General features: G+C 51.2%; 14 protein-coding genes and 1 tRNA gene. 12 read left to right on the top strand and 3 right to left on the bottom strand.

The window, feature by feature from the left end:
* Positions 1 to 194 precede the first annotated feature (194 nt).
* Positions 195 to 1,532, bottom strand: a complete 1,338-nt coding sequence (locus ACNRUY_RS13780; protein ID WP_488112220.1) for an ATP-binding cassette domain-containing protein — start codon at positions 1,530 to 1,532, stop codon at positions 195 to 197.
* Between the two features lie 475 nt (positions 1,533 to 2,007).
* Between ACNRUY_RS13780 and ACNRUY_RS13775 the strand changes: the two genes are divergently transcribed.
* Together ACNRUY_RS13775 and argF are read left to right on the top strand one after the other, a co-directional pair.
* Positions 2,008 to 2,763 carry a PepSY domain-containing protein gene (locus tag ACNRUY_RS13775; RefSeq protein ID WP_488112219.1) on the top strand — a complete coding sequence of 252 codons (756 nt, stop codon included), beginning with the start codon at positions 2,008 to 2,010 and terminating at the stop codon, positions 2,761 to 2,763.
* A 655-nt stretch (positions 2,764 to 3,418) separates the two neighbouring features.
* A complete protein-coding gene (gene argF, locus ACNRUY_RS13770) occupies positions 3,419 to 4,426 on the top strand; it encodes an ornithine carbamoyltransferase (RefSeq protein ID WP_488112218.1) in 1,008 nt (335 codons plus the stop codon).
* Positions 4,427 to 4,709: 283 nt separating this feature from the next.
* Here the strand turns inward: argF and ACNRUY_RS13765 are convergent, their stop codons facing one another.
* On the bottom strand, positions 4,710 to 5,009 hold the full coding sequence (locus tag ACNRUY_RS13765) for a hypothetical protein (RefSeq protein ID WP_488112217.1): 300 nt from the start codon (positions 5,007 to 5,009) through the stop codon (positions 4,710 to 4,712).
* A gap of 33 nt (positions 5,010 to 5,042) precedes the next feature.
* Here ACNRUY_RS13765 and ACNRUY_RS13760 point away from each other — a divergent pair, with 33 nt between their 5' ends.
* The 9 genes from ACNRUY_RS13760 to ACNRUY_RS13720 all read left to right on the top strand — a co-directional run bounded on the left by ACNRUY_RS13760 (position 5,043) and on the right by ACNRUY_RS13720 (position 18,725).
* Positions 5,043 to 6,425, top strand: coding sequence for a V-type ATP synthase subunit B (locus ACNRUY_RS13760; RefSeq protein ID WP_488112216.1), 1,383 nt, complete (start codon positions 5,043 to 5,045; stop codon positions 6,423 to 6,425).
* 5 nt (positions 6,426 to 6,430) lie between these two features.
* On the top strand, positions 6,431 to 7,057 hold the full coding sequence (locus tag ACNRUY_RS13755) for a V-type ATP synthase subunit D (RefSeq protein WP_488112215.1): 627 nt from the start codon (positions 6,431 to 6,433) through the stop codon (positions 7,055 to 7,057).
* Between the two features lie 46 nt (positions 7,058 to 7,103).
* Entirely contained in the window at positions 7,104 to 8,912 is a 1,809-nt protein-coding gene (locus ACNRUY_RS13750) for a V-type ATP synthase subunit I (protein ID WP_488112214.1), read from the top strand.
* Between the two features lie 2 nt (positions 8,913 to 8,914).
* Entirely contained in the window at positions 8,915 to 9,364 is a 450-nt protein-coding gene (locus ACNRUY_RS13745; RefSeq protein WP_488112213.1) for an ATP synthase subunit C, read from the top strand.
* Between the two features lie 289 nt (positions 9,365 to 9,653).
* Positions 9,654 to 10,337, top strand: a complete 684-nt coding sequence (locus ACNRUY_RS13740; RefSeq protein ID WP_488112212.1) for a hypothetical protein — start codon at positions 9,654 to 9,656, stop codon at positions 10,335 to 10,337.
* Positions 10,338 to 10,413: 76 nt separating this feature from the next.
* Positions 10,414 to 11,094 (top strand): hypothetical protein, encoded by a 681-nt coding sequence (locus tag ACNRUY_RS13735; protein WP_488112211.1) that lies wholly within the window; start codon positions 10,414 to 10,416, stop codon positions 11,092 to 11,094.
* A gap of 144 nt (positions 11,095 to 11,238) precedes the next feature.
* Positions 11,239 to 13,098 (top strand): V-type ATP synthase subunit A, encoded by a 1,860-nt coding sequence (locus tag ACNRUY_RS13730; RefSeq protein ID WP_488112210.1) that lies wholly within the window; start codon positions 11,239 to 11,241, stop codon positions 13,096 to 13,098.
* A 304-nt stretch (positions 13,099 to 13,402) separates the two neighbouring features.
* Positions 13,403 to 18,148 (top strand): hypothetical protein, encoded by a 4,746-nt coding sequence (locus tag ACNRUY_RS13725; protein ID WP_488112209.1) that lies wholly within the window; start codon positions 13,403 to 13,405, stop codon positions 18,146 to 18,148.
* 298 nt (positions 18,149 to 18,446) lie between these two features.
* Entirely contained in the window at positions 18,447 to 18,725 is a 279-nt protein-coding gene (locus tag ACNRUY_RS13720; RefSeq protein WP_488112208.1) for a hypothetical protein, read from the top strand.
* A gap of 36 nt (positions 18,726 to 18,761) precedes the next feature.
* Here ACNRUY_RS13720 and ACNRUY_RS13715 read toward each other — a convergent pair.
* A tRNA-Glu gene (locus ACNRUY_RS13715) sits at positions 18,762 to 18,837 on the bottom strand.
* A gap of 278 nt (positions 18,838 to 19,115) precedes the next feature.
* On the opposite strand from ACNRUY_RS13715, the gene ACNRUY_RS13710 reads away from it, so the two are divergent.
* Positions 19,116 to 21,551, top strand: a complete 2,436-nt coding sequence (locus ACNRUY_RS13710) for an ATP-binding protein (RefSeq protein WP_488112207.1) — start codon at positions 19,116 to 19,118, stop codon at positions 21,549 to 21,551.

The raw sequence follows: 21,551 nt of genomic DNA, 5'->3' as shown, positions 1-21,551 counted from the left end.
GTGGTTAAACCCTGCCACTTTCAAGTAAGTTTTTGGTGGATTATCCACCAAAAATTGCAGGGGCTAGGCTGCTTTTGCGATCCCAAAAGATGAATTTATCAAATAGCTGGGGTTGTTCGCACCTTCCCTAACCACAATAAATACCCGGTTTTTTTTTCAGAAACCGGGTATTGTTCAGTTCAGGACAGTGACGACTACCGCTCTTTTGTATTATGCCTGACCTCCAGGACCACACCGTTTTTTGCCAGCTTATCAATTAAAGCGCTGGCCTTTTTCCGGTTCGAGTCGTCTAAATTAGCATCCCACTCATCCAGTAAAACCAGGGCGTTATTCATTTCGCTGACCATTGTCAGTGCGGCTATTACCTGCTCCCCGGTAGACCCCTGCAAAGGGGCTCCCCAAAATAAATCACCCGGCTTGTGGGGCAGGTAAAATGAATCCGGAAACTCCCTTTTCAGCCAGAGAAGCAGGGAGGACTTTCCGGCACCGTTATCGCCATGAATCGTAAAGCGGCCCTCTGCTTTTTGGGCATAGAATAAAATATTCTCAAACTTGATCAGTGGTTTATTGTTCACCGCTATCTTGCTGACACAGACCCTGTCAATCAGGTTTTTATTTTTCAGCGCTTCAGTGCTTGATTGCAAAAGTTTAATTTTGGCCTTAAACCCGGCATATTGGTTGCAGGCAACAATAAGGCTCTGGAAAGACTGGATAATCTGTATCTGCCTGGGCATCGTGATTAAAATAGCCCCCTTAACGGCCATAGCCGTATCACCCGACAAATAATACAGAATCAGGCCAATGACCGGTGCAAGGGAGACGGTCATCATAATAAAGCTGCTGACATTCTGATAGAGTTCAGACTTTGAGATAGACCGCTTCCATTCTGACAGATTTTCACCATGCTTTTTTTGCCATAACCGGGCCATATTCTGATTGTTGATACTCAGTGTCAGCCATGCATAGTTGAGGTGAGATTTAAGTTCAGCCAGACTCTGGAATTTTTTATGATACAGATGCTCCAGCTTTGATTTAAACCGGTTCAGCAAAAACAGGGTAGTAAGAAAACAGAGAACATAGGCAAAGAGAAACTCCATTTTGATGGTAAAAGTGATAACCAGGATGCTGAACAGGGCATTGGTAATCAATGAGGCCGTGTCATAAAGGTAGTCATATATCTCACTGATCATTTTTTCGCCCTCACTGGTAAACCAGATTTCTTTCTTTTTCTTCAGGGCAGAGTCAAAAGACAAGTCCGTTTTTTGCGAGATCAAGGTTTTATAATCAGAGAGATAGAGTTGCAGGCTATGATGCTTTCCCAGTTCCAGACAGTGCCTGGCTACAAATGCCGGTATAAAGACCAGTACCAGGGACAGAATAAAAAGCTGTATTGTCTCCAGATTGATGATATTACTTTCGGAAAACTCCTTGCCGATTTCCGCCAGGAGATAGACCGATACAGCAACAATAAGCTGCTGACAAAAAATGAAAAACATCATGGAGAAAAGTAATTTATTCCACAGGTATTTCATCTTCAGTCCTGTTGCAGTGAGCTTAAGATATCATCAGCAAGGGATTTATTATTACTCTGAATACTGTACATAGCCCATGGCAATCAGGTCAATTTATAACACCCACCTCCCGACTCCCTGTGGATCTATGAAAGAAACTGAGTAAACAGGAGGTCATGTGCATTCTGCTTGAACGCTGCCGGTCAAATTGATGAAACCGCTGCAGCACAACCAGGGGCGTCTGGACCTGACCCGGTTACAACCATTGGACCAGCAGGCAAACAAACCAACCACCCTCCAGGATCGCTTGCATTTCTGCCATTCGATTCTAAATTTACTCACTGAACTGCTGTAAATCAGAGCCTGGGTTATCCCTTTAGACTGGCTCCTCCGGCTACTGCGACTTCCTTATAACCCTCTTCGCGCTGGCCATTCCCGTTAAGAATTCAGTGGGTTTACAAGTCGCCACCTGTCCTCCACCAAGAGGAAAGATTCAATGAACAAGCCCGTCGGCAAGTCCCTGTTAACAGCGGCCCTATTCATGGGGATCAGTCTTGTCACCGCTTCAGTTTCAGGCGCTGCACCGCCACCAGTGAAAGGCTCTATTCTTGATCAGCCGGACAAACTCAGGATAACGATCCCCCTTGAGCAGCTGATCAGCGCCACCCGGAAAAAGTACGGCGATCTTGTCGTGCATTCCGCCCGCCTGCAGGAAGAGGATCGCCACAAGGTGTTTATCATCAACTTTGTGGACAGTAAAAATCAGAACCACCGGGTGGTTTATGATGCGTTCACCGGCAAGGAGATGGACAACGCCTCATTGAAAACCCCAATGCCCCTGGAAAAAACCCTGGCCAAAGTCCGAAGTAAACACCCGGAGGCCACACTGATCCGTTCCTGGCTGGATCGCAGGGAGGGTGATCTGGTGAGAATGCTGGAACTGGCTGATAAAAAACTGAAACTCAAGCGGTTGCAACTGACTATTGATGCCTACACGGGCCGCATCCTCAAGGAAGAAACCTACGACCTGAAACCCTCCGGAAAACAAATCTCCCTGGAGCAGGTGCTCAATAACGCCCGGGAAAAATACAAAGGCATGGTTGTTTTACGGACACGCAGCAGCATGAAGCACAACACTCGGATAAGAGAGATCATTTTTCTTGATGATAACCGGGTGCGACATAAAATGACTGTAAACGCCGTCACTGGAGAGGTGATAGAGGATAAAATTACCCCGCTGGGCTTCATGTAATGAGAGAGGCTACCCGCCTCATCACTGAGGCGGGAAAAGTAAAACCCGACCACCTCAAAGTCGAACTTGTGTTTACAAGCCAGGAAACCTGATTGTAACGAGGTCATAAGCTTAAAAGTTCTTATTTGAAAAAGTACGAGATTTACTGAAAAAGTCCTGGGACTGATAGCGGCTAAAACAAGCCACCCCCTCCCATGACGGCCTTTGTCAATTCGTTGTTGTAACAACCCCCTTACAAAGCAGCCACCAAAAACATATTTGTCAAGAAACACAGATCAATAAAGCCACCGATTAATCGGTGCAAAACGTATTTTTACGTAATGCCTTCGCTATCACCTGACGATACGCTATACACAACTTAATCACTCCGTCCAGAGCAAACTTTATGTTTGACGGTGCATCATTGCCTCCCTGCACAGCCAACAGACTCGCTTTTACGGACCATGACACGGGACCCTGGGACAAAACGTATCCCATGCTGGACACAGGCGTCCGTCCCGTGGATGATGTCCCAGCTCTTGAGAGATGGCATTTTAAGCCCGGAACTATCCGGAGAGTGATTGCCGGGGTCTTTTCAGGCCTTCCACGCATCCCAGGGCATTATTGAACAAACAGGTGCAACAACAATAAATTGGCCAGGCTCAGGAATACTGTTATGACCCAGACATTGCGGAACCGTCACTTTCTCAAGCTGCTGGACTTTTCTCCCCTGGAGATCAGCCATTTACTGGAGCAGGCAGCCGCCCTGAAAGCAGCCAAACGGGCTCGTCAAGAGCAGCAATTCCTTAAAGGTCTGAACATCGCCCTGATTTTTGAAAAAGCCTCCACCCGAACCCGGTGCGCCTTTGAAGTAGCCTGCTTTGACCAGGGCGCCCAGGTCACCTATATCGGTGGCGGATCCCAAATGGGTTCCAAAGAAACCGTTAAAGACACCGCCCGGGTCCTGGGCAGAATGTACGACGGTATTGAATTCCGTGGGCACCTTCACCAGCACGTCGAGCAACTGGCGGAATTTTCCGGCGTTCCCGTCTGGAACGGCCTGACCAACGACTGGCACCCTACCCAGGTTCTGGCAGACTTCCTGACCATGCAGGAACACAGTGGTAGCCGCCCTCTGAACGAAATGAAACTTTGCTATCTTGGTGACGGCAGAAACAATGTCGCCAATTCCCTGATGGTTGGCTCTGCCAAAATGGGTATCGATTTCCGGGTAGCCGCTCCTGAAGCCTTCTTTCCGGATGCAGAACTGGTCCAACAATGTCGCGAAATAGCCTCAGAGACCGGTGCCAGAATCACCCTCACTGAGTCCGTTGATGAAGCCGTTGCCGGATGCGATTTCCTCTATACCGACGTCTGGGTCTCCATGGGCGAACCCATGGAAGCCTGGAATGAAAGGGTAAGGCTTATGACCCCCTACCAGGTCAACCCGTCCGTGATGAAGAAAACCGGCAACCCGAATACTCGTTTTCTCCACTGCCTTCCCGCCTTTCACAATGATGACACTGCCATCGGCAAAGAAGTGGCCGAAAAGTTTGGTATGGATGGCCTTGAGGTCACCGAAGAGGTGTTTGAATCAGAAGCCTCTATTGTCTTTGACCAGGCCGAAAACCGTATGCACACCATTAAGGCGGTCATGGTAGAAACCCTGGGCAAAGCCCGGTAATTTTTTGGTCCAGCCCCGTGGGGCTGGACCCGCCTGTGATTCTGATAGCCTCTGAGCTGTTCTTCTTCCTCTGGCCACCGATGGCCAGACACAGACTTACGCAAGTCTTTGTGCCCCCCCACCAGGCAGGACTGAAAGGGAAACAGCCAGACGTATCAGACGGGCAACAATGGCAACAAAAGTATACTCTCTGTGCCCCGCACGGAATTGTCTACTATGTAGCCAGCAGAAGTGATTTCGGTTAACCGGAATCTCAGGTAAGCGGATTGAATTTTGGGGCGGTTTACTGAAGCCGTTTACTCTTCCACTGGTCACAGTGGGCCGCATTTTGCATCACCTTCATGCACTTATCTGGCAGCAGATTTGGCAATAGAGGGTCAAGCGAAATGGTGTTCAGGCCAGAGCGAGTAAACCCAGCAGTGCAGTGCTCCCACCTCTGCTTTGAATTGACGGCTTTAAACAGTCGCTTCCAGGCAGACGACGCACTACAGGCATTACCCGGGGCGGGCAATGGATTATTCAGCAGTGGATAGTTCAACAGCGCCCCACCAGTAAGCAGCTCCTGAGTCCATGACCCGTTCATTTTTCGTTTCCTTAGCAGTATAGAGGAGCAGTAATGCCCCAGAGCCTATTGCGATACACTAACATTCTCAGCATTGTTGGTGACCTCATTCGCGTTCACGTACCCAACCTGGCCGAGGGCAATGCCCAGGCCAACTATGGTGACCTGGCGTTGATCGAGCAGGATGGCCAGCCCTATTCCATGGCGCAGATCATCAAGATTGATCACGAGGAAGTTTCCCTCCAGGTGTTTGCCGGCACCAAGGGACTCTCCACCGGAGCTGCCGTGTGCTTCCTGGGCCAGCCCATGAAGACCACCTACTCTCCCAACATCCTGGGTCGAATCTTTAACGGTGCAGGCGAGCCTATTGACGGCGGCCCGGCACTGGAACAAGACCCCAAAGTGGAGATTGACGGCCCCTCCGTCAACCCGGTTCGCCGGGTTCTGGCATCCCGCATGGTACGGACCAACGTCCCCATGATTGATGTCTTTAACACCCTGGTAGAATCCCAGAAAATCCCCATCTTCTCCGTCGCCGGTGAACCCTACAACCGCTTCCTCGCCCGGATCGCCATCCAGGCGGAAGCCGACGTGGTAGTCTTTGGTGGCATGGGTCTGATTTTTGATGACTACCACTACTTCCGGACCGCCTTTGAGGAAGCCGGAGTATCCTCCCGTACCGTCATGTTCACCAACCAGGCTTCCGACCCCACAGTTGAACGACTGTTGACGCCGGACATGGCCCTGGCCGTAGCCGAGCACTTCGCCGTTGAGGAATCCAAAAAAGTCCTCGTCCTGCTCACTGACATGACCTCCTATGCGGATGCCATGAAAGAGATCGGTGTGGCCATGGACAAGATTCCTGCCAACCGGGGCTACATGGGTGACCTCTACTCCCAGCTGGCACGCCGCTATGAAAAAGCCTGTGACTACAAGGGCGCAGGGTCTGTCACCATCCTGGCGGTAACCACCATGCCGGGTAACGATGTGACTCACCCGGTACCGGACAACACCGGCTACATCACGGAAGGTCAGTTCTACCTGCACGATGGCCACCTGGACCCATTTGGTTCCCTGTCCCGTCTGAAGCAGATGGTCATGGGTAAAGAAACCCGTGAAGACCACCCGCACCTGATGAACACCATGATCCGCTTCTACTCTGACTCGGTGAACGCCACCCAGAAGCAGGCCATGGCCTTTGAGCTGTCCAGCTACGACCTGAAAACCATCAAGTTCGGCAAGCTGTTCAAAGAACGCTTCATGTCCCTTGATGCCGCCATGCCACTGGAAGACGCACTGGATCAGTGCTGGGCGACCATGGCTGAGTGCTTCGCGCCGGAAGAGACTCTGATGAAACAGAGCCTGCTGGAAAAATACTGGCCAAATCAGGAACAACTGGCGGTAGAGGAAGCCACTGAAGCAGCAGCTGAGGCGTAATCACCATGGCCAAGGTAGCGCTTAACAAAAGTTCATTAAACAAAGAGAAGCGAAGTCTTAAGACGTTCAATCGTTATCTGCCAGCCCTTGAGCTCAAGCGCCAGCAGCTGATGATGGAGCGGAAAAAGGCAGAAGAGGCTCTGGCAGAAACCCGTGAGGAGCTGGCAGGGGTCGAAGAACTGGTGAAACGTCAGCTGCCTATGCTGGCCCGCCAGGATGTTCCGGTGGAAAGCCTGGTAAAGGTGACTGACGTCCGCCTCACCGAGGAAAATATTGTCGGTACATCGGTTCCGCTGGTTGAGCACATAGAAATCGCTCTCACCCCTTACAGTGATCTGGCTAAGCCGCACTGGGTGGACTACCTGGTGGAACTGCTGCAGCAGATGATCCGCCTGAGAATTGAGCTCCAGGTACGCCAGTTGCGCCACAAAGAGCTGGACAAAGCGACCCGGACCACCTCCCAGAGGGTTAACCTGTTCTCCAAGGTACTGATTCCCCAGACCAAGAAGAACATCCAGAAGATCCAGATCTACATGTCCGACCAGGACCGGGCCAGCGTCATGAACGCCAAGCTCTCCAAGGGCAAGGTTCTGGCACAGGAAGCCAAAGGAGGTCATTCGCAGGCCGTTTGAACGGCGGTAGCCACCGCCCGGAAAACGACCTGCGATCGGATTTGATATGGCTATTAAACGACTGAAAAAGATAACCCTTTACGGGCCCAGTCAGGACAAGACTCGGGTACTTAAAGGGCTGCAATCTCTGGGTTGCCTGCACCTTATCCCGTTGACGGATAAACCGGTAGACCAGGCACTGCAGGTGCAACCGGCAGAAGCCAGTGAGGCCAAGGCCTGGCTGGAAAGAAGCCCTAAGCAGAGGCGTCATATCCGGAATTTCCGCGAGCGGAAAGATGCCCGGGATATTGACGGCATTGTCCAGACCATCCTGACCAACAAGGCACGGTTCCGCGCCAAGTCAGACCTTCGGGACAAGCTGGAACAGCGCATCCGTGAAGTGCGCCCCTGGGGCCAGTTCAACTTCCCGGAGCTGACTGACCTCAACGGTATGCGTCTGTGGTTCTATGTGATGCCCAACGGGGAAATGCCCGCTTTAAACGACATTGAACTGCCCTGGGAGCTGATTCACCAGGACCTGAAAGACAGCTATGTAATTGTCCTTTCCGACCAGGAGCCTGCTGAAGACCTCCTGCCGGTACCAAGGTCCCATGTAGGTAAAGAGTCTCTGGCTCACCTGGAAGAAATGCTTGAGGAAGCGGAGCATCACGTCGAGGACTTGCTGGCAGAACGCGAATCCCTGACCCGCTGGAGCTACCTCCTGGATCAGGTATTGGCGGCCAGAATGGACAAGGCCTCCCTGGAACAGGCCAACAGCGGCACTCTGGACGAAGAAAACTTCTTCCTGGTGCAGGGCTGGGTGCCGGTCTCCGAACAGGCCAGCGTCGAAGTCTTCACCGCTGAGAATGGCGTTGCGGCTATTTTTGAAGAACCCACGGAAGACGACAATCCTCCGACACTGCTGGAAAAAACACCCGGCACCGGCGGGGGCGCTGACGCCCTGGGCTTCTTCCAGACCCCCAACTACCGGGCCTGGGATCCAGGCAACGTGGTGTTTTACTCATTCTCGCTGTTCTTTGCCATGATCATGAGCGATGCCATGTACAGCCTGATCTTCGGACTGATCGTGTTCCTGTTCCGCGGCAAGCTCCGACAGAGCGAGTCAGGCCGCCGCCTGATGAACCTGGCTTACTTTATGTCGGCCGCCGGGATTGTCTGGGGTGTATTGATTGGCAGTTACTTCGGGGCAGCACCGGATAGTTCCAGTCTCCTGGGCAGAATCGCGTTTATTGACCTGAATGACTACAACGCCATGATGAAGCTGTCCGTGATCATCGGCGTCTGCCACCTGATCGTGGCGAATGTCATGACCGCTGTGGTCAACCGGGGATCAAGCTACGCCTTTGCCCCTCTGGGCTGGGCCGGACTGATGGCCGGTGCCCTGACCCTCTGGCTGGGCATGACCGGCACGCTGCCGAAAGCCTTCGAAACCGCCATTGGCCCTGGCCTGATGATCATTGGAGCCCTTATGGTGTTCCTGTTCACCAGCAACCGGCCGGTTCACTCCCTGAAGGACCTGATCCTGAGAGTACTGGATGGCCTGAAGGCCGTCTACAACATCACCGGAGCTTTCGGTGATGTCCTCAGCTACATGCGCCTGTTTGCCCTGGGCCTGTCCGGTGCATCACTGGCGATGACCTTTAACTCACTGGCAATGGACGTTCTGCACTCCAGCCCGGTTACCGGGGTGTTGTTTGCGGGCATTATCCTGCTACTGGGCCATATCCTGAACTTTGCTCTTTGCATCATGAGCGGTGTGGTCCACGGCATGCGTCTTAACGTCATTGAATTTGTTAACTGGGGCCTTTCTGACGAAGGCTACCCCTTCAAAGCTTTTAGTAAACGAGAGGATTGACAATGGAAGATCTGATTATCGCACTGGGTTGGGTTGGCGTTTTCGCTCCTGTGGCTCTGGGTGCAGTGGGTTCAGCGATTGGCTGTTCTGTGGCAGGGCAATCCGCCTGTGGTGCGATGCTGGACGTTGAGAGTGGCTACGGCAAGTTCGTGGGCCTCTCCGCCATGCCCTCTTCCCAGGTTATCTACGGTATCGTGATCATGTTTACCCTGAGCGGGATCGGCGTGACTCTGGCGAGCGCTCCCGGCCTGTTCGGCATTGGTCTGCTGACCGGTATTGCCCTGATGTACTCTGCCATCTACCAGGGTCAGGCAGTTGCCGCAGCCATTAACGCCTCCAAAAACAAGCCGGAAGTCTTTGGCCTTTCCATTGCACCGGCTGCCATTGTTGAAGGCTTCGCGGTATTCGCGTTCGTATTTGCCCTGGTTATGGGTCAGGGCATCGCTGCCTGATAAAAGGTGGAGCCACAAAAGCGGCTACAAATCGCCCGGGAGAAGGATTAACCCCCTCTCCCGGCCAAACTGGCCCAGTGTGGCTAATCCCTAGGAGCCTGGCCGAGAATAGCGCCCGTCGCGAGAAAGACAGAAAATTGAAGATAAAAATGCGGTTTTACGAGGCGAATAGCCAGCTATTTAACGAGCAAAAGCGCATTTTTAGATCAATTAGCTGCCTTCGCAGCAGGGCAGACTATTCTCGGTCAGGCTCCTAGACCTGACCCATAAGCAAACACAGGATTAGATAATGAGCATTGCAACCCCCGAAGGAAAAACCGTTTCCGTCGGCGTTCAGGAGCTGATCGAAAAGCTGCGCAGCCAGGGTGTCAACAGCGGCCGCGAAGAAGCGGACAAGATCATCGCTGACGCTGAAGCAAAAGCCGCTGAACTGATCGCCGATGCCGACCGTCGTGCCACTGCCATTGTGGGCAAGGCCCGTGAAGAAGCCGACTTTATCACCAAAGCCGGTAAAGAAGCCCTCCAGCTGGCTGAGCGAAACGCCATCCTTGAGCTGAAAGACTTCCTGCTGGAAAAATTCTCCGAACAGATCCGCGCCGTGGTCAGCTCTTCCATGGAAGGCGACAAGCTGCTGGAGCAGATGATTATTGAAGTCGCCGGTGAAAACAACCTGCGCGGCGAACAGAACATCGAAGTGGTTCTGCCGAAAAAAATCATCGGCGTGGACGAGCTTCGCGACAATCCGGAACTGCTCAAGGCAGGCGGACTGCTGGAGTTTGCCATGAAGCGCGCCAGCGACATGCTCCAGGAAGGCGTTACCTTCAGCGTCGGCGAAGCCAGCCAGACCGGCATCGGCTTCCGCCTGAAGGACAAGGACATTGAAGTGGAACTGACCGACGAAGCCGTCGCCACCGTTCTGCTCAAGCACCTGCAGCCAAGATTCCGGGCCCTGCTTGAAGGCATCATCAAGTAACCCGTGATGTCAGGTCCCCGATGACAGGCTGAACGACTTCTGTCTGTCATCCAGGGATCACATAAAGGAGATTGCAATGGCAGAAAATGCCTACTACACCTTGCTGACATCGCTGCCTCATATTGACTCGCTGTTTGACAGCAAGATCACGCCCATCTCGCGGATTCAGCTGGACCGGCGGCTTGCCATGCTGTCCACAGAAGACCGGGAAACCCTGGTCAAGGTAGAACAGCTGGTTCACTGGAGCCACCTGGGCGACGACATCAAAGAGGATTACCTGATCAACCTGGCCGAGCGCCTGATTCCGCAACTGGGCAGCGCAGACCTGAAAGAACTGGTGAACTGGCGCCTGGACATGCGCACCATTGCCGCAGCCCTGCGCCGTAAGGCAAGAGGCCAGCAGGCTCCGTCCAGTGCCCGCTGGAGTTACGGAAGCCGGTACGCTTATATCCGGCGCAACTGGAGCAACCCGACACTGGGCCTGCAGCATGCTTTCCCATGGATTCCCGTGGCCGTCGAGTGTCTGAACAAAAAAGACTACCTGACGCTGGAAAAAACCGTGATGGAAGCGGTGTGGAACAAGCTGAATGAGCTGAGCGCAAGACACCGCTTCGACTTTGAGGCAGTGGTCATCTACCTGCTCCGCTGGAATCTGGTGGCCCGCTGGACCGCCTACAACGGCGATGAAGCGGTAGAGCGTTTCAATGACCTGACCCAGCAGGCCCTCGGTGAGTTTGCCCATCAATTGCCCGGCTAGCCCGGCTGAAACGATCGGTAACAAGGTAAGTCACGCTGACTCTGGTGGCCCGGCCACCAGAGCCTGATAAGGGAACGTTTCTGCCCTGACTGACTGAGCAGGCTGAACACTGAAACGACCCGATTGACGACAACGGTTATACACATGACTGAACAGACAAACACAGACCTGATGCAACAGGCCACTGCCCGGGTAGTGGCGGTGATGGGTGACATCATCACCATCGAAAGCATCACCAGCCAGGGGGGCGAAAGCAAGCCTCTGGTTAAAAACGAAGTGGTTTATGTGCTGCCCAGCCGCCGCGCCAATGAGGCGGTGGAAGAGCAGCTGATGGCGGAAATCCTGCGGGTTCGCGGCAACACCGCGGATATCCAGGTATTTGAGGAAACCCGCGGCGTTGCGGTGGGCGACCTGATCATCCAGACCGGCCAGATGCTCTCTCTAGACCTGGGTCCCGGCATCCTGAGCATGATCTACGACGGCCTTCAGAACCCCCTGGAACGACTGGCCAATCTGCACGGCCGCTTCCTTCAACGGGGCGTCCAGGTGGAATCCCTGGATCGCAACCAGTCCTGGGCATTCACTGCCGTCGCCAAAATCGGCGACCGCCTGCGGGCAGGCGAAACCTTTGGTACCGTTCCGGAAGGACGCTTTACTCACAAGATCATGATTCCCTTCGACACCGTGGGTGAAGTGGAAGTGGTCTGGATCCAGGAAGGCAACTTCTCCGTGGACACCGTGGTAGCACGGGTGAAAAACGAACGCGGCGAAGAAATCCCTCTGACCATGTACCAGAAGTGGCCGGTTCGTAAATCCATTTCTGAAACACTGTCAGCAAAGGGTAAGACGGAGCGTCTGTACCCCAGTCAGCCACTGGTAACCACCACCCGTATCGTTGACACTTTCTTCCCCATCGCCCGGGGCGGAACCGGCTGTATCCCCGGACCTTTCGGTTCTGGTAAAACCGTACTGCAGCACGGCTTCTCCCGTTACTGTGACGCCGACATCGTTATCGTCACCGCCTGCGGTGAGCGGGCCGGTGAAGTGGTGGAAACCATTGAAGAGTTTCCTCACCTCCAGGATCCAAAAACCGGCGGCGCCCTGATCGACCGTACCGTTATTATCTGTAACACGTCGTCCATGCCGGTAGCGGCACGGGAAGCCTCCATCTACACCGGCCTGACCCTTGGCGAATATTACCGCCAGATGGGTTACAACGTGCTGGCACTGGCCGACTCCACCTCCCGCTGGGCCCAGGCCATGCGTGAAACCTCCAACCGCCTGGAAGAGATTCCAGGGGAAGAAGGCTTCCCGGCTTACATGGACTCCGCCATCAAGGGCGTTTACGAGCGCTGCGGTGTGGTTCTCAACGAAGACGGGGAAGAAGGTTCCCTGACCATGATCGGCACGGTATCCCCAGCCGGTGGTAACTTTGAAGAGCCTGTTACCCAGGCAACGCTGAGTACCGTCAAAACCTTCCTGGGCCTCTCCTATGACCGGGCCTACAAGCGCTTCTACCCGGCCATTGATCCGTTGATTTCCTGGTCCCGCTACCTGGATCAACTGGCGGACTGGTATGCCGAAAACCTCTCTCCGGAATGGGTCAGCACCGTCAAGGAAATGCATGCCCTGCTGGTTCGTGGTGACAGCATCAACCAGATGATGCAGGTGACCGGTGAGGAAGGCATCACCCTGGACGACTACGTGACCTTCCAGAAGTCCTTTATGCTGGACATGGTGTACCTTCAGCAGGACGCTTTTGATGACGTGGACGCTTCCTGCCCCATCAATCGTCAACAGGAAAACTTTGAACTGGTGGTCAGCCTGATCCGTCAACAGTACCGCTTCTCTGACAAGGAGCAGGTGCGCGACTACTTCATCAAGCTCACCGGCCTGTTCAAGAACATGCACTACGCCCACCACGGCTCACCTGAATACAACAACTATATGGAACGTATTCAGGAGCTGCGCAGCCAGTTTGCCCTGGGGGCCATGGCGGCCTGATACGGCACTGGTTGACTCTACACCCCTGGCCATGGATGGCCTGCATCTGAGCATCATACAGCTCTATCCCACCTCAAAAGATATTTATTACTCGCCATACAACGACATTTGTCGCTTTTATACCATTCGCCTTCCCATACCCGCAATCAGAACGAACGAAGCAAAAACACAGCACTTATTCCGTATTCGACTGGCATTCTCATCATCGGCAGATAAACTCTTAAAAAATGACTGGGTGAAGGGTTCACCTATCAGGTACCGCTCTTGTTCAATGACTTAAACATGACCCCTATTGGAAAGCCGAATGATCTCTCATCGTCCCCTGTTTTTGAAAACTGCTTTATCTATAGCCATCGCTACATTCATACCCTGTAACAATACACAGGCTATGCTGGAGCCCGACTCAAAAACGACTAAGGAAGAACAAACAGAGTCAAAGTGGATATCTACAACCATTTTTTTTGACACAACCCACACTCAAGAAGAGCCCTCAGAGGAAAAGGTTACTATTGAAATGGAGCCCACATCAAAAACATCAAGAACTTTCATCAATGACATCCAAATAATTTCTGAAACATCAGTGAGTGAAGACTTTGATATTAAAACAATGAAATTAAGACTCTCTTATAAAAATCTTGAATTCGCATCAATTACTTTTATTCCCAATGAGGCGGCAGAAGTCCGGGCTCTAGAACAATTACATTTATCCATCAAAAGCCTCAGTGATAATGTAGAGTGGCGTAGTGCTGAGCACGAAAAATTCATGGATCAGAAACGTAACATCAAATTACTTACTGAAAGCATAAAACATCTTTGGGAATTAAGGCATTTATTCAATACAAAAGACAGCGACATAGCTGAAAATAAAGAAGATATCGATGAGAAAGCAACTGACATTGAAGCAGGATTGAAACTGGAGCTAGATCAACAACCCCCACAAGATTTTACAACCTTAGCCGAGGTAGCTTCTAAGAGAGCAGAAGAACAGGCTGACAGACCTAGATTATTCCATGAAGACTTAGCAGCCTCATTCGAAAAACCAGTAATAGAGCCCAACCCGAAAGCGGTATTAGAAGCACTTCTTCTACAATTAATAACACATCAAGATAAGGCTGAGAGTGAATCAGAAGAAGAGGATGAGCACCCCCACCCTAAGCTTGAGACAAAGAAACCACCTCAAATACTCCTCCAGATTTCAAGGGATGAAAACTCGGATGTTAGTTCTGATTGTAAATTTCCAGCATTCAGAGTTATGTTTGAAGACGAATACACCGCCGCAGCTAATAAGGCAGCCTCTGAATTAGTGACAGAGGTCATTGAAACATCTAAACGTGAGTTAGCCCTGGAAGAAAATATAGAATCTCAGGTCACGGACGAACCTACTGAAGGGAAAGACTCCAGCCAGAAAACCGAGCAACAACAAAAACAACCAAATCCAGAAGAAGTTCAGGAAGCCCCCCCCCAACCTGTAATGGAAAAAGGCTCAAAAACTTCCCAGTCAGAGGATAGTTCCACAAAACCACCAACAGATGAAACCAAAGAGCAGCCCCCAACTGACTCAACGAAAAAGCAGGGTGATACTTCATCGGATACCCCTGGTCCAAAAAAACTAGGAGAGCCAGAAGAACCTGAAAAACTCAGCTATTCAGCTGCAACAGCGAAAACCAAACCGCAAAGCGCTCAAACTGAAAAAACCCACACATTGAGTATTAAAGTTCAAACTAATCTGGAAGTTCAGCCCCCTAGTCCACTATCATACTCACATATTACTGAACAGGAAATAAAGAGGCAGATTAACCATCATACTTTAATGAAAGCAGTGAGGGATTTTGAGAAAAACAAAGCCGTTCCTCAGAATACCCACAACGAGCCAACTCCAGAAAGCAATGTACCCAAAGAGCCGCCCCAACACAGAGCCCCTCATAACCAGAAACCCGACGGCAAAGACTCCAGTAAAGAACCTCACCCTGAAGCTGAAGTATTAGGCAGGGAAGAGGTTAAGCAACCAGCCTCAGAGTCAGACAAAGAGAGAGTTTCTGATGGTCTGGAAGTGCAGAATCGTCCTGGAACCCCTGTCGAGGCAAAAGAAAATGGCGACACCGAGAAACCTCAACCTGATGCAGACAATAAGGAAAAATCTACTGCTGTTCTGAAAGAGGAAACCCATCAACCAGATACTCAAACCTCTACGCAGAAGGAAATAGTTAAAACTGAGACTAGAGAGGAAGGTGAAGGGACAGATAATGACGATCAACAATCTGGAGATGATGAAGAAGACACAGACACTGAAAATAACGGTCGGCAATCCGGAGATGAAGAAGAAGAAGACACAGACACTGGTAAAAAAGAGAAACAACCTGGAGATAAAAAAGCAGATACAGAAGATGAAGAAGACAACACAGACACTGGAAATAATGATCGACAAGCTGGAGGTGAAGCCACAGGCACAGGAGATGAAGAAGCAAAAACTCAAGCACAAAATCCAGAAAAAAGTAGTTGGTGGTTACTCAATAAAGCATACAGTTGGAAAGCTAAGTTTTTTCCTTCTAGGAAGCCAAAAACAGGTGAGGTCTCCATTGAAGTTCATGACCAACAAGAAACCCTCGGTCCCGCAGCCGCCTCAGATAAACTGCCAGAAGCGCCTGAGCCTATTCAAGTGGCCAGCACAAGCACAACTGCGGACACAACTCTTGCTCAAATTCAACAGGAGGAAAATATCCCTGACCCTACAACAAAAGATATTCAGCCAGGAGCAATAAAACAAACTCCCGATACTGGCAATGTCGAAGATCCTGCTCAAGCCCAGCAGGTAGAAAAGCCCCCGGAGATCACAGTAGATCAGCAACAACAAACGCCTCAAGACGCGAGTCAGAATGGTGAACCAGACCCTACTTCACCAAAGGATATGCAGCCAGCAGAAACACCCGAGACTCCCAAGGTCGAAGATCCAGTTCAAGCCCCAAAGGTGGAAAACATCCCTGAGGCCACAACCACTCAACAGCCAGCAGCCCCACAAGTACCCGCTGCAGTAAGTGCCGACAAACCTCCTCAAGACACGAATCAGGGTGGTAAAGCAGAGCCAACAAAGGCCTTGAAAATCCAATCTGAAGATACCGCTCATCCCAAACCAGGGGAAAACTCAGAGGGCCAAAAAACTGATGAACAGCCAGGCATTGACAACACCGCCTCAAAGGACACCCCTCTCCCCAAGAAAGAGCCAAAGCCAGAACCAGAGCCTAAAAAAACAGCCGCAGATGTCGAAGATATAGGCCCAACCTCCTCACCCGATAGACAAACAACAGAGGGTACACCTCCCCCACAGGAGGAACCTTCTGAAACAGGTCAGCTGGTAACTATACAGCCATCAGAACAGGCTTCATTCCAATTAAGCTTGGATAGTGATACTGAAACATCTAAAGAGCTTCTTGAACTTCTAGATAACGGGAAAGTAACGTTCAAAGAACTCCAAGAGCACAGAGATGGCAAACCCAGTAGCGACACTCCACCGCTAAGCGACAAGCAAGCTGAGTTGGTCAAAAAAATGCCTGATAACGCCTGGGACGATTTGAAAGCCATGGATGAATTAGGAACCCCCTGGCTTCATTTTAAACAAGCCTCTAAATTCGGGGCATTCCTTATAGCGCGCGCTATTCAAAATGACCTTATCCATTATAAAGGGGCAGGATTAATACAGTTCCTCCACATGGGAGAGGATCTTATTTCTGGCATCAATCTAACGGTTGCAGATATCTTACATGCATTCATAGAGCACCCTACACTTTGGCAAACAATCGCAGACTATCGGTATTTAGGAATAATCACTCAGGAACTCTTTGAGTGGGTGCTCTATTTCGCTATATTCGCCCCATCCTCATCCTCAGACTTTTTATCCATACTCTGGCGTGCAGGAATGGCAACTGCCCAATATGGGGCAGGGGTATTTTATGATGCGAGCCTGAATGAAGGTAACGGGTTAAAAATGACAGTATCCGCAATGGAAGGCACCTGGGAAACATCCACTGCTTCAATACTTTCACACCACCTTAAAAAACAAAGGAAAAAACTTGAAGACGATGTGAAAAACGGAACAATCAGCAAGGAAGAGTATAACGTTGTAAAAACACGCCATAGGAGGGTTATTGATGGTGCCAGGGGCATTCAAACCCCCCACCTTAAATTATTAAAACCAGCATTAGGCCAGGCTCTCGGTAAAAATCACAGGCTGGCAAATATAGAAAACTGGCAGCCCTATCACACTCTTCATATCACATGGGCTCTTTCGGCCCAAAGGGAGCTTTTAAAAGCTCAGAGGTTGAGCGAACAAATCACAGCCGATGATGAGCGCAAAGCCCTCATGCTTCATGAGGAGGTACTTGACCTGATGCCTCGCAGTTTGATGCCGGATGACCTTGACGTACTTCTGGCCGATTTTCCTGAACAGGAAAAAAAGGAGATCCTCTCCAGCGCTAAAAGCCCTGACAACTTCCATGTCTGGCAGAAGGAGAGGGAGGCTTTCATTGATGATATTGCGAACAGACGGCCGACTACACTTTCACGCCTTCCCCTGCTTCCCTGGAAAGTTACATCACGATATTCAATGTTTAACTACATAACTCAACGTTCATCACGGGGCTTTAAGTCATTGAGCATAAGATATGCTAATACAAACAGAATGTTGAGTAAATTCTCTGCAGGCGCGGCTATAGCACTTGGTTCTGTATCGGGAGTAAGTGCGGCCCCTGTTGTCGGATTAGGCTTGGCAGGGGGGGCAGCCTGGGATTGGACATACAATGAGGGCAAAATGATTCATTTTGTGGCAGCCCCCTGGTTAGAAGCGGTGCAAAATCCTTACCAGGTCTGGTCGGAAGCTTCATCAACTGCATCTTATGTGTGGGGCAAAGCCTCTCAAACAGCCAGGCTCGCATGGGACTCAACCCCTGAGGTCTGGCCAACCGTCTCACCCTATGTGTGGGATCCCCTCAAATCTTTATGGAACTCCCCAAACCAGGAACAGGCCCAAGGCGAGTCCAAGGATAAAAAAGAGCTATAGAGATTGCTCAGGCTGTATTATCAGGCTCAGGCAGCTTTATAAGCGGTTTGCCCTCTCCCAGGCAAGCCGCTTATTAACCCGGCAAAGGTGATAACACCCTGAGGTTATTGCATTCTAAAAATGAGAAAACTGACTGTGCGATTGTCAAAAATTCAATCAAGCGGTGAATTACAGCCGATACGCTTTGCTCTTTTACCGATTAATTCTCTATAAAACACTCAGGTTGTTCTATAAATAAAATCAGCAACACAAAAGGTAAAAAAGACATTTGTCCCAATAGTATGCTTGGAGTTTACTAATGCCCCAGAGACTCTCCATTCTCTGCAAAGTTGCCATTCTCAACCTTGCTGTCTTTCTGTCCCTGCCTTTAGCTCCTCCACTTATGGCACTCCCTAGTTCTTCCGACGACGCCTCGGATGATCTTGAAAGCGATGGGGCTGCGGACGAACAAATACCCGAGACACGGTCACCCGCCAGAAAGCCAGGTCGGGAAACGTCTGATGACGATCCAGATGATGAGTATGACGATGATGAGCAGGGTGACGAACTGGATGATGAAGACCAGGACTACGATTAGCCCCAAGCCTTTAAAAAGAATATGTTCAGGAAAGAATGGCGTCCCCTAGGGGACTCGAACCCCTGTTACCGCCGTGAAAGGGCGGTGTCCTAGGCCACTAGACGAAGGGGACGCAGACCTTCGTGCATTGCTGCAGCGGGAGCGTATACTAAGGGCTGAACAGCTTCAGGTCAATATCATTGACTCCCTATTTTTTCCTGCTGCCTGTGGTTGATGGATGCTGATCATAAAAATCCAACGACAACGTCCGTATTTTGAAATACTATCATTGACTGACTGTGAGCGAATAATCAGGACAGGACAAAACCAATAATCAGTAGAAGCAACCTTCCACGCCCCACCAGCTGGATGGCCATACTGAAGCTCCTGCAAGACATCAGAGGGAAATAAATGAGATTCAGGGATAGACTCTCGTACAAGCAGGCTCGAAATACCGTTGCCATTGCCTTTCTGCTGGGCCTGATTCTGGGTCTGTTTCAAGTAGCCTATGACTATAAAGCCCAAAGTGAAGGCATTGACGCTTCCATAGAGGCGTATCTTGATACCAGTGAAGCCCCCGCATCCCGAATTGCCTACAACATTGATGAAGAACTTGCCCTGGAGCTGGTTAACGGCCTGATAGCGTCCCCCATGATCCTTAAAGCGGAAATAGTGGACTCCGACGGTTTATCCCTGGCGCTGGCATCCAGCACCTCGCCGGTCGATGGCAACCCTCGTTATACCGATATCTTTTTCGGTGCTACCCGCTCCTACTGGCGCGCCCTTTCCGTGCCCTACGACATAAACGAGGAGCTGGGGTGGTTGCGGATTGTAGCCGACACCCGTCCAGTAGGTGGTGAATTTCTACACCGTTCGTTTCTGACACTGGGATCAGGCATTGTGCGAACCCTGTTACTGGCCCTGCTCCTGCAAAGCCTGTTTTACCTGATGCTGACCAAGCCGCTTTTACAGTTGACCCGAAGCATGGGTAAAGCCAGGACTGAGAGCGATGATCACCCTCTGGCCATTCCTCCAGGACATGAACGGGATGAAATTGGACTTTTGACCAGAACGCTCAACAATTATCAGCAGAACATCCGTCTGCACCTCCATCACCGCAGTGTTGCCGAGGAGGAGTTGCGCACTCACCTGAAAGCCCTTGAATCGATCATTGACCAGAGAACCCGGGAACTGCAGAAAAACAATGATGCCCTGTCCCGATCCAATCAGGCCCTGGAAAAAGCAAGACGCAAAGCACTGAATGCCGCACGGCTGCGGGGGGATCAACTGTCAAGCCTCAGCCATGAGATTCGAACCCCGCTCAATGGCATTCTGGGGATGCTGGAACTGACGCTTCAGGATGAATTAACCGACCAGCAGTTTAAACGCCTTAACCTCGCTCATCAGTCCGGAGTGAAGCTGGTGAAACTGTTAAACAGTATGCTCGACCTGGCCCGGTTTGAGTCCGGAAAAATGGTGATTGAACAGACCCCTTTTGATCTTCGTGCCGTGATCGAAGAGTCCGTCATCATGCTGGGCCAGAGTACCTACAACAACAACGTCCCTCTTACCTGTGATATTGATCCAACCCTTCCCTCTCGATTACTGGGTGATCCCACCCGCATTGGCCAGGTCATCACCAACCTTCTGGGCAATGCCGCCAAATTTACCCATAAAGGTGAAATCAGCCTGTCCCTTGAGTCCAGGAACCAGGATGATCAGACCACTGAAGTCATTATCAACATCACGGATTCAGGCATCGGTATTCCAAAATCTGCTATAGACGACATATTCAACCCCTTCACCCAGGCGGAAAACGACACAAGCCGCCGTTATGGTGGCTCCGGCATGGGGTTGCCTCTGGCTCGCCAGATCATTAACGCTATGAACGGCAGCATCCAGGTTCGATCGGTTGAAGGGCAGGGAAGTACTTTTTCGATTTACCTTCCTCTTACCAGACTGTCCGAAACACCGGATGTCATACCTCCTCCCAACCCCAGCCACCGGGTTGTGCTGGCTTGTCATGAATCCATTCGCCTGATCTGTTACCGGCTACTGACCCACTGGAATTTCAACTGCACTATTATTGAGGAGACCACTGATCTGCCCGATAGTATTCAACCCCATGAGCCAATCCTGCTTATTACCGACAGAATGATTCTGGCTGAGGATATCGCTCATCAACACCCGGAGCAGGCCATCATTCTCGCCAGTTTCCACCTCCCGGCCACCTTGCCCGATAATACTCACTGGCTACCCCTGCCCATCACCAGCGGCCAGTTTTATCAGGTCTGCGCCAGGGTGCTCGGAGTGAAAGGCGAAGCCCCCCAAGGCCAGGAGACAACCAACAGCAAACCCGTGCTCACAGACAGCGGAAAAAGCAAAACCATTTGCCTTCCCTTTCGCCATAAACAGAAGGAAAGCTCATTACCTTCCTCCCCAGAGCTACCCGCAGAACCCGCCCGGCGAATCACCAATATTTTAGTGGTGGAAGATAACTCCATTAATTGCCTGGTGGCGGAAGGGATGCTTGAACAGCTGGGTCACCGGGTTGACCTTGCCCATAATGGCGAGGCCTGCCTTGCAGCTACTGCCAGCAAGGATTACGACCTGATTCTGATGGATTGCAATATGCCTGTGATGGATGGGTATACCGCAACCCGGACACTGCGAACCATAGACAAAACCCGTCACACCCCAATCATTGCATTGACCGCCAACACCCTGGATGAGCACAGGGACAAATGCCTGAAAGCGGGTATGAATGATTATATTGCCAAACCGTTTAACCGCCAGGATCTGGAAGCGGTCATCGCCCGCTGGCTGGCTGAAGAACACCATCAATGA

The sequence above is a fragment of the Endozoicomonas sp. Z74 genome, from assembly GCF_057680865.1.
Note: the sequence above shows the minus strand (reverse complement) of the source record. Positions and strands in the feature narration are given on the sequence as shown.

Coding starts and splice junctions, on each gene's coding strand:
- argF (WP_488112218.1), top strand. CDS start 3,419: ATGACCCAGACATTGCGGAACCGTCACTTTCTCAAGCTGCTGGACTTT.
- ACNRUY_RS13740 (WP_488112212.1), top strand. CDS start 9,654: ATGAGCATTGCAACCCCCGAAGGAAAAACCGTTTCCGTCGGCGTTCAG.
- ACNRUY_RS13720 (WP_488112208.1), top strand. CDS start 18,447: ATGCCCCAGAGACTCTCCATTCTCTGCAAAGTTGCCATTCTCAACCTT.
- ACNRUY_RS13730 (WP_488112210.1), top strand. CDS start 11,239: ATGACTGAACAGACAAACACAGACCTGATGCAACAGGCCACTGCCCGG.
- ACNRUY_RS13775 (WP_488112219.1), top strand. CDS start 2,008: ATGAACAAGCCCGTCGGCAAGTCCCTGTTAACAGCGGCCCTATTCATG.
- ACNRUY_RS13765 (WP_488112217.1), bottom strand. CDS start 5,009: ATGAACGGGTCATGGACTCAGGAGCTGCTTACTGGTGGGGCGCTGTTG.
- ACNRUY_RS13745 (WP_488112213.1), top strand. CDS start 8,915: ATGGAAGATCTGATTATCGCACTGGGTTGGGTTGGCGTTTTCGCTCCT.
- ACNRUY_RS13760 (WP_488112216.1), top strand. CDS start 5,043: ATGCCCCAGAGCCTATTGCGATACACTAACATTCTCAGCATTGTTGGT.
- ACNRUY_RS13750 (WP_488112214.1), top strand. CDS start 7,104: ATGGCTATTAAACGACTGAAAAAGATAACCCTTTACGGGCCCAGTCAG.
- ACNRUY_RS13710 (WP_488112207.1), top strand. CDS start 19,116: ATGAGATTCAGGGATAGACTCTCGTACAAGCAGGCTCGAAATACCGTT.
- ACNRUY_RS13725 (WP_488112209.1), top strand. CDS start 13,403: ATGATCTCTCATCGTCCCCTGTTTTTGAAAACTGCTTTATCTATAGCC.
- ACNRUY_RS13755 (WP_488112215.1), top strand. CDS start 6,431: ATGGCCAAGGTAGCGCTTAACAAAAGTTCATTAAACAAAGAGAAGCGA.
- ACNRUY_RS13735 (WP_488112211.1), top strand. CDS start 10,414: ATGGCAGAAAATGCCTACTACACCTTGCTGACATCGCTGCCTCATATT.
- ACNRUY_RS13780 (WP_488112220.1), bottom strand. CDS start 1,532: ATGAAATACCTGTGGAATAAATTACTTTTCTCCATGATGTTTTTCATT.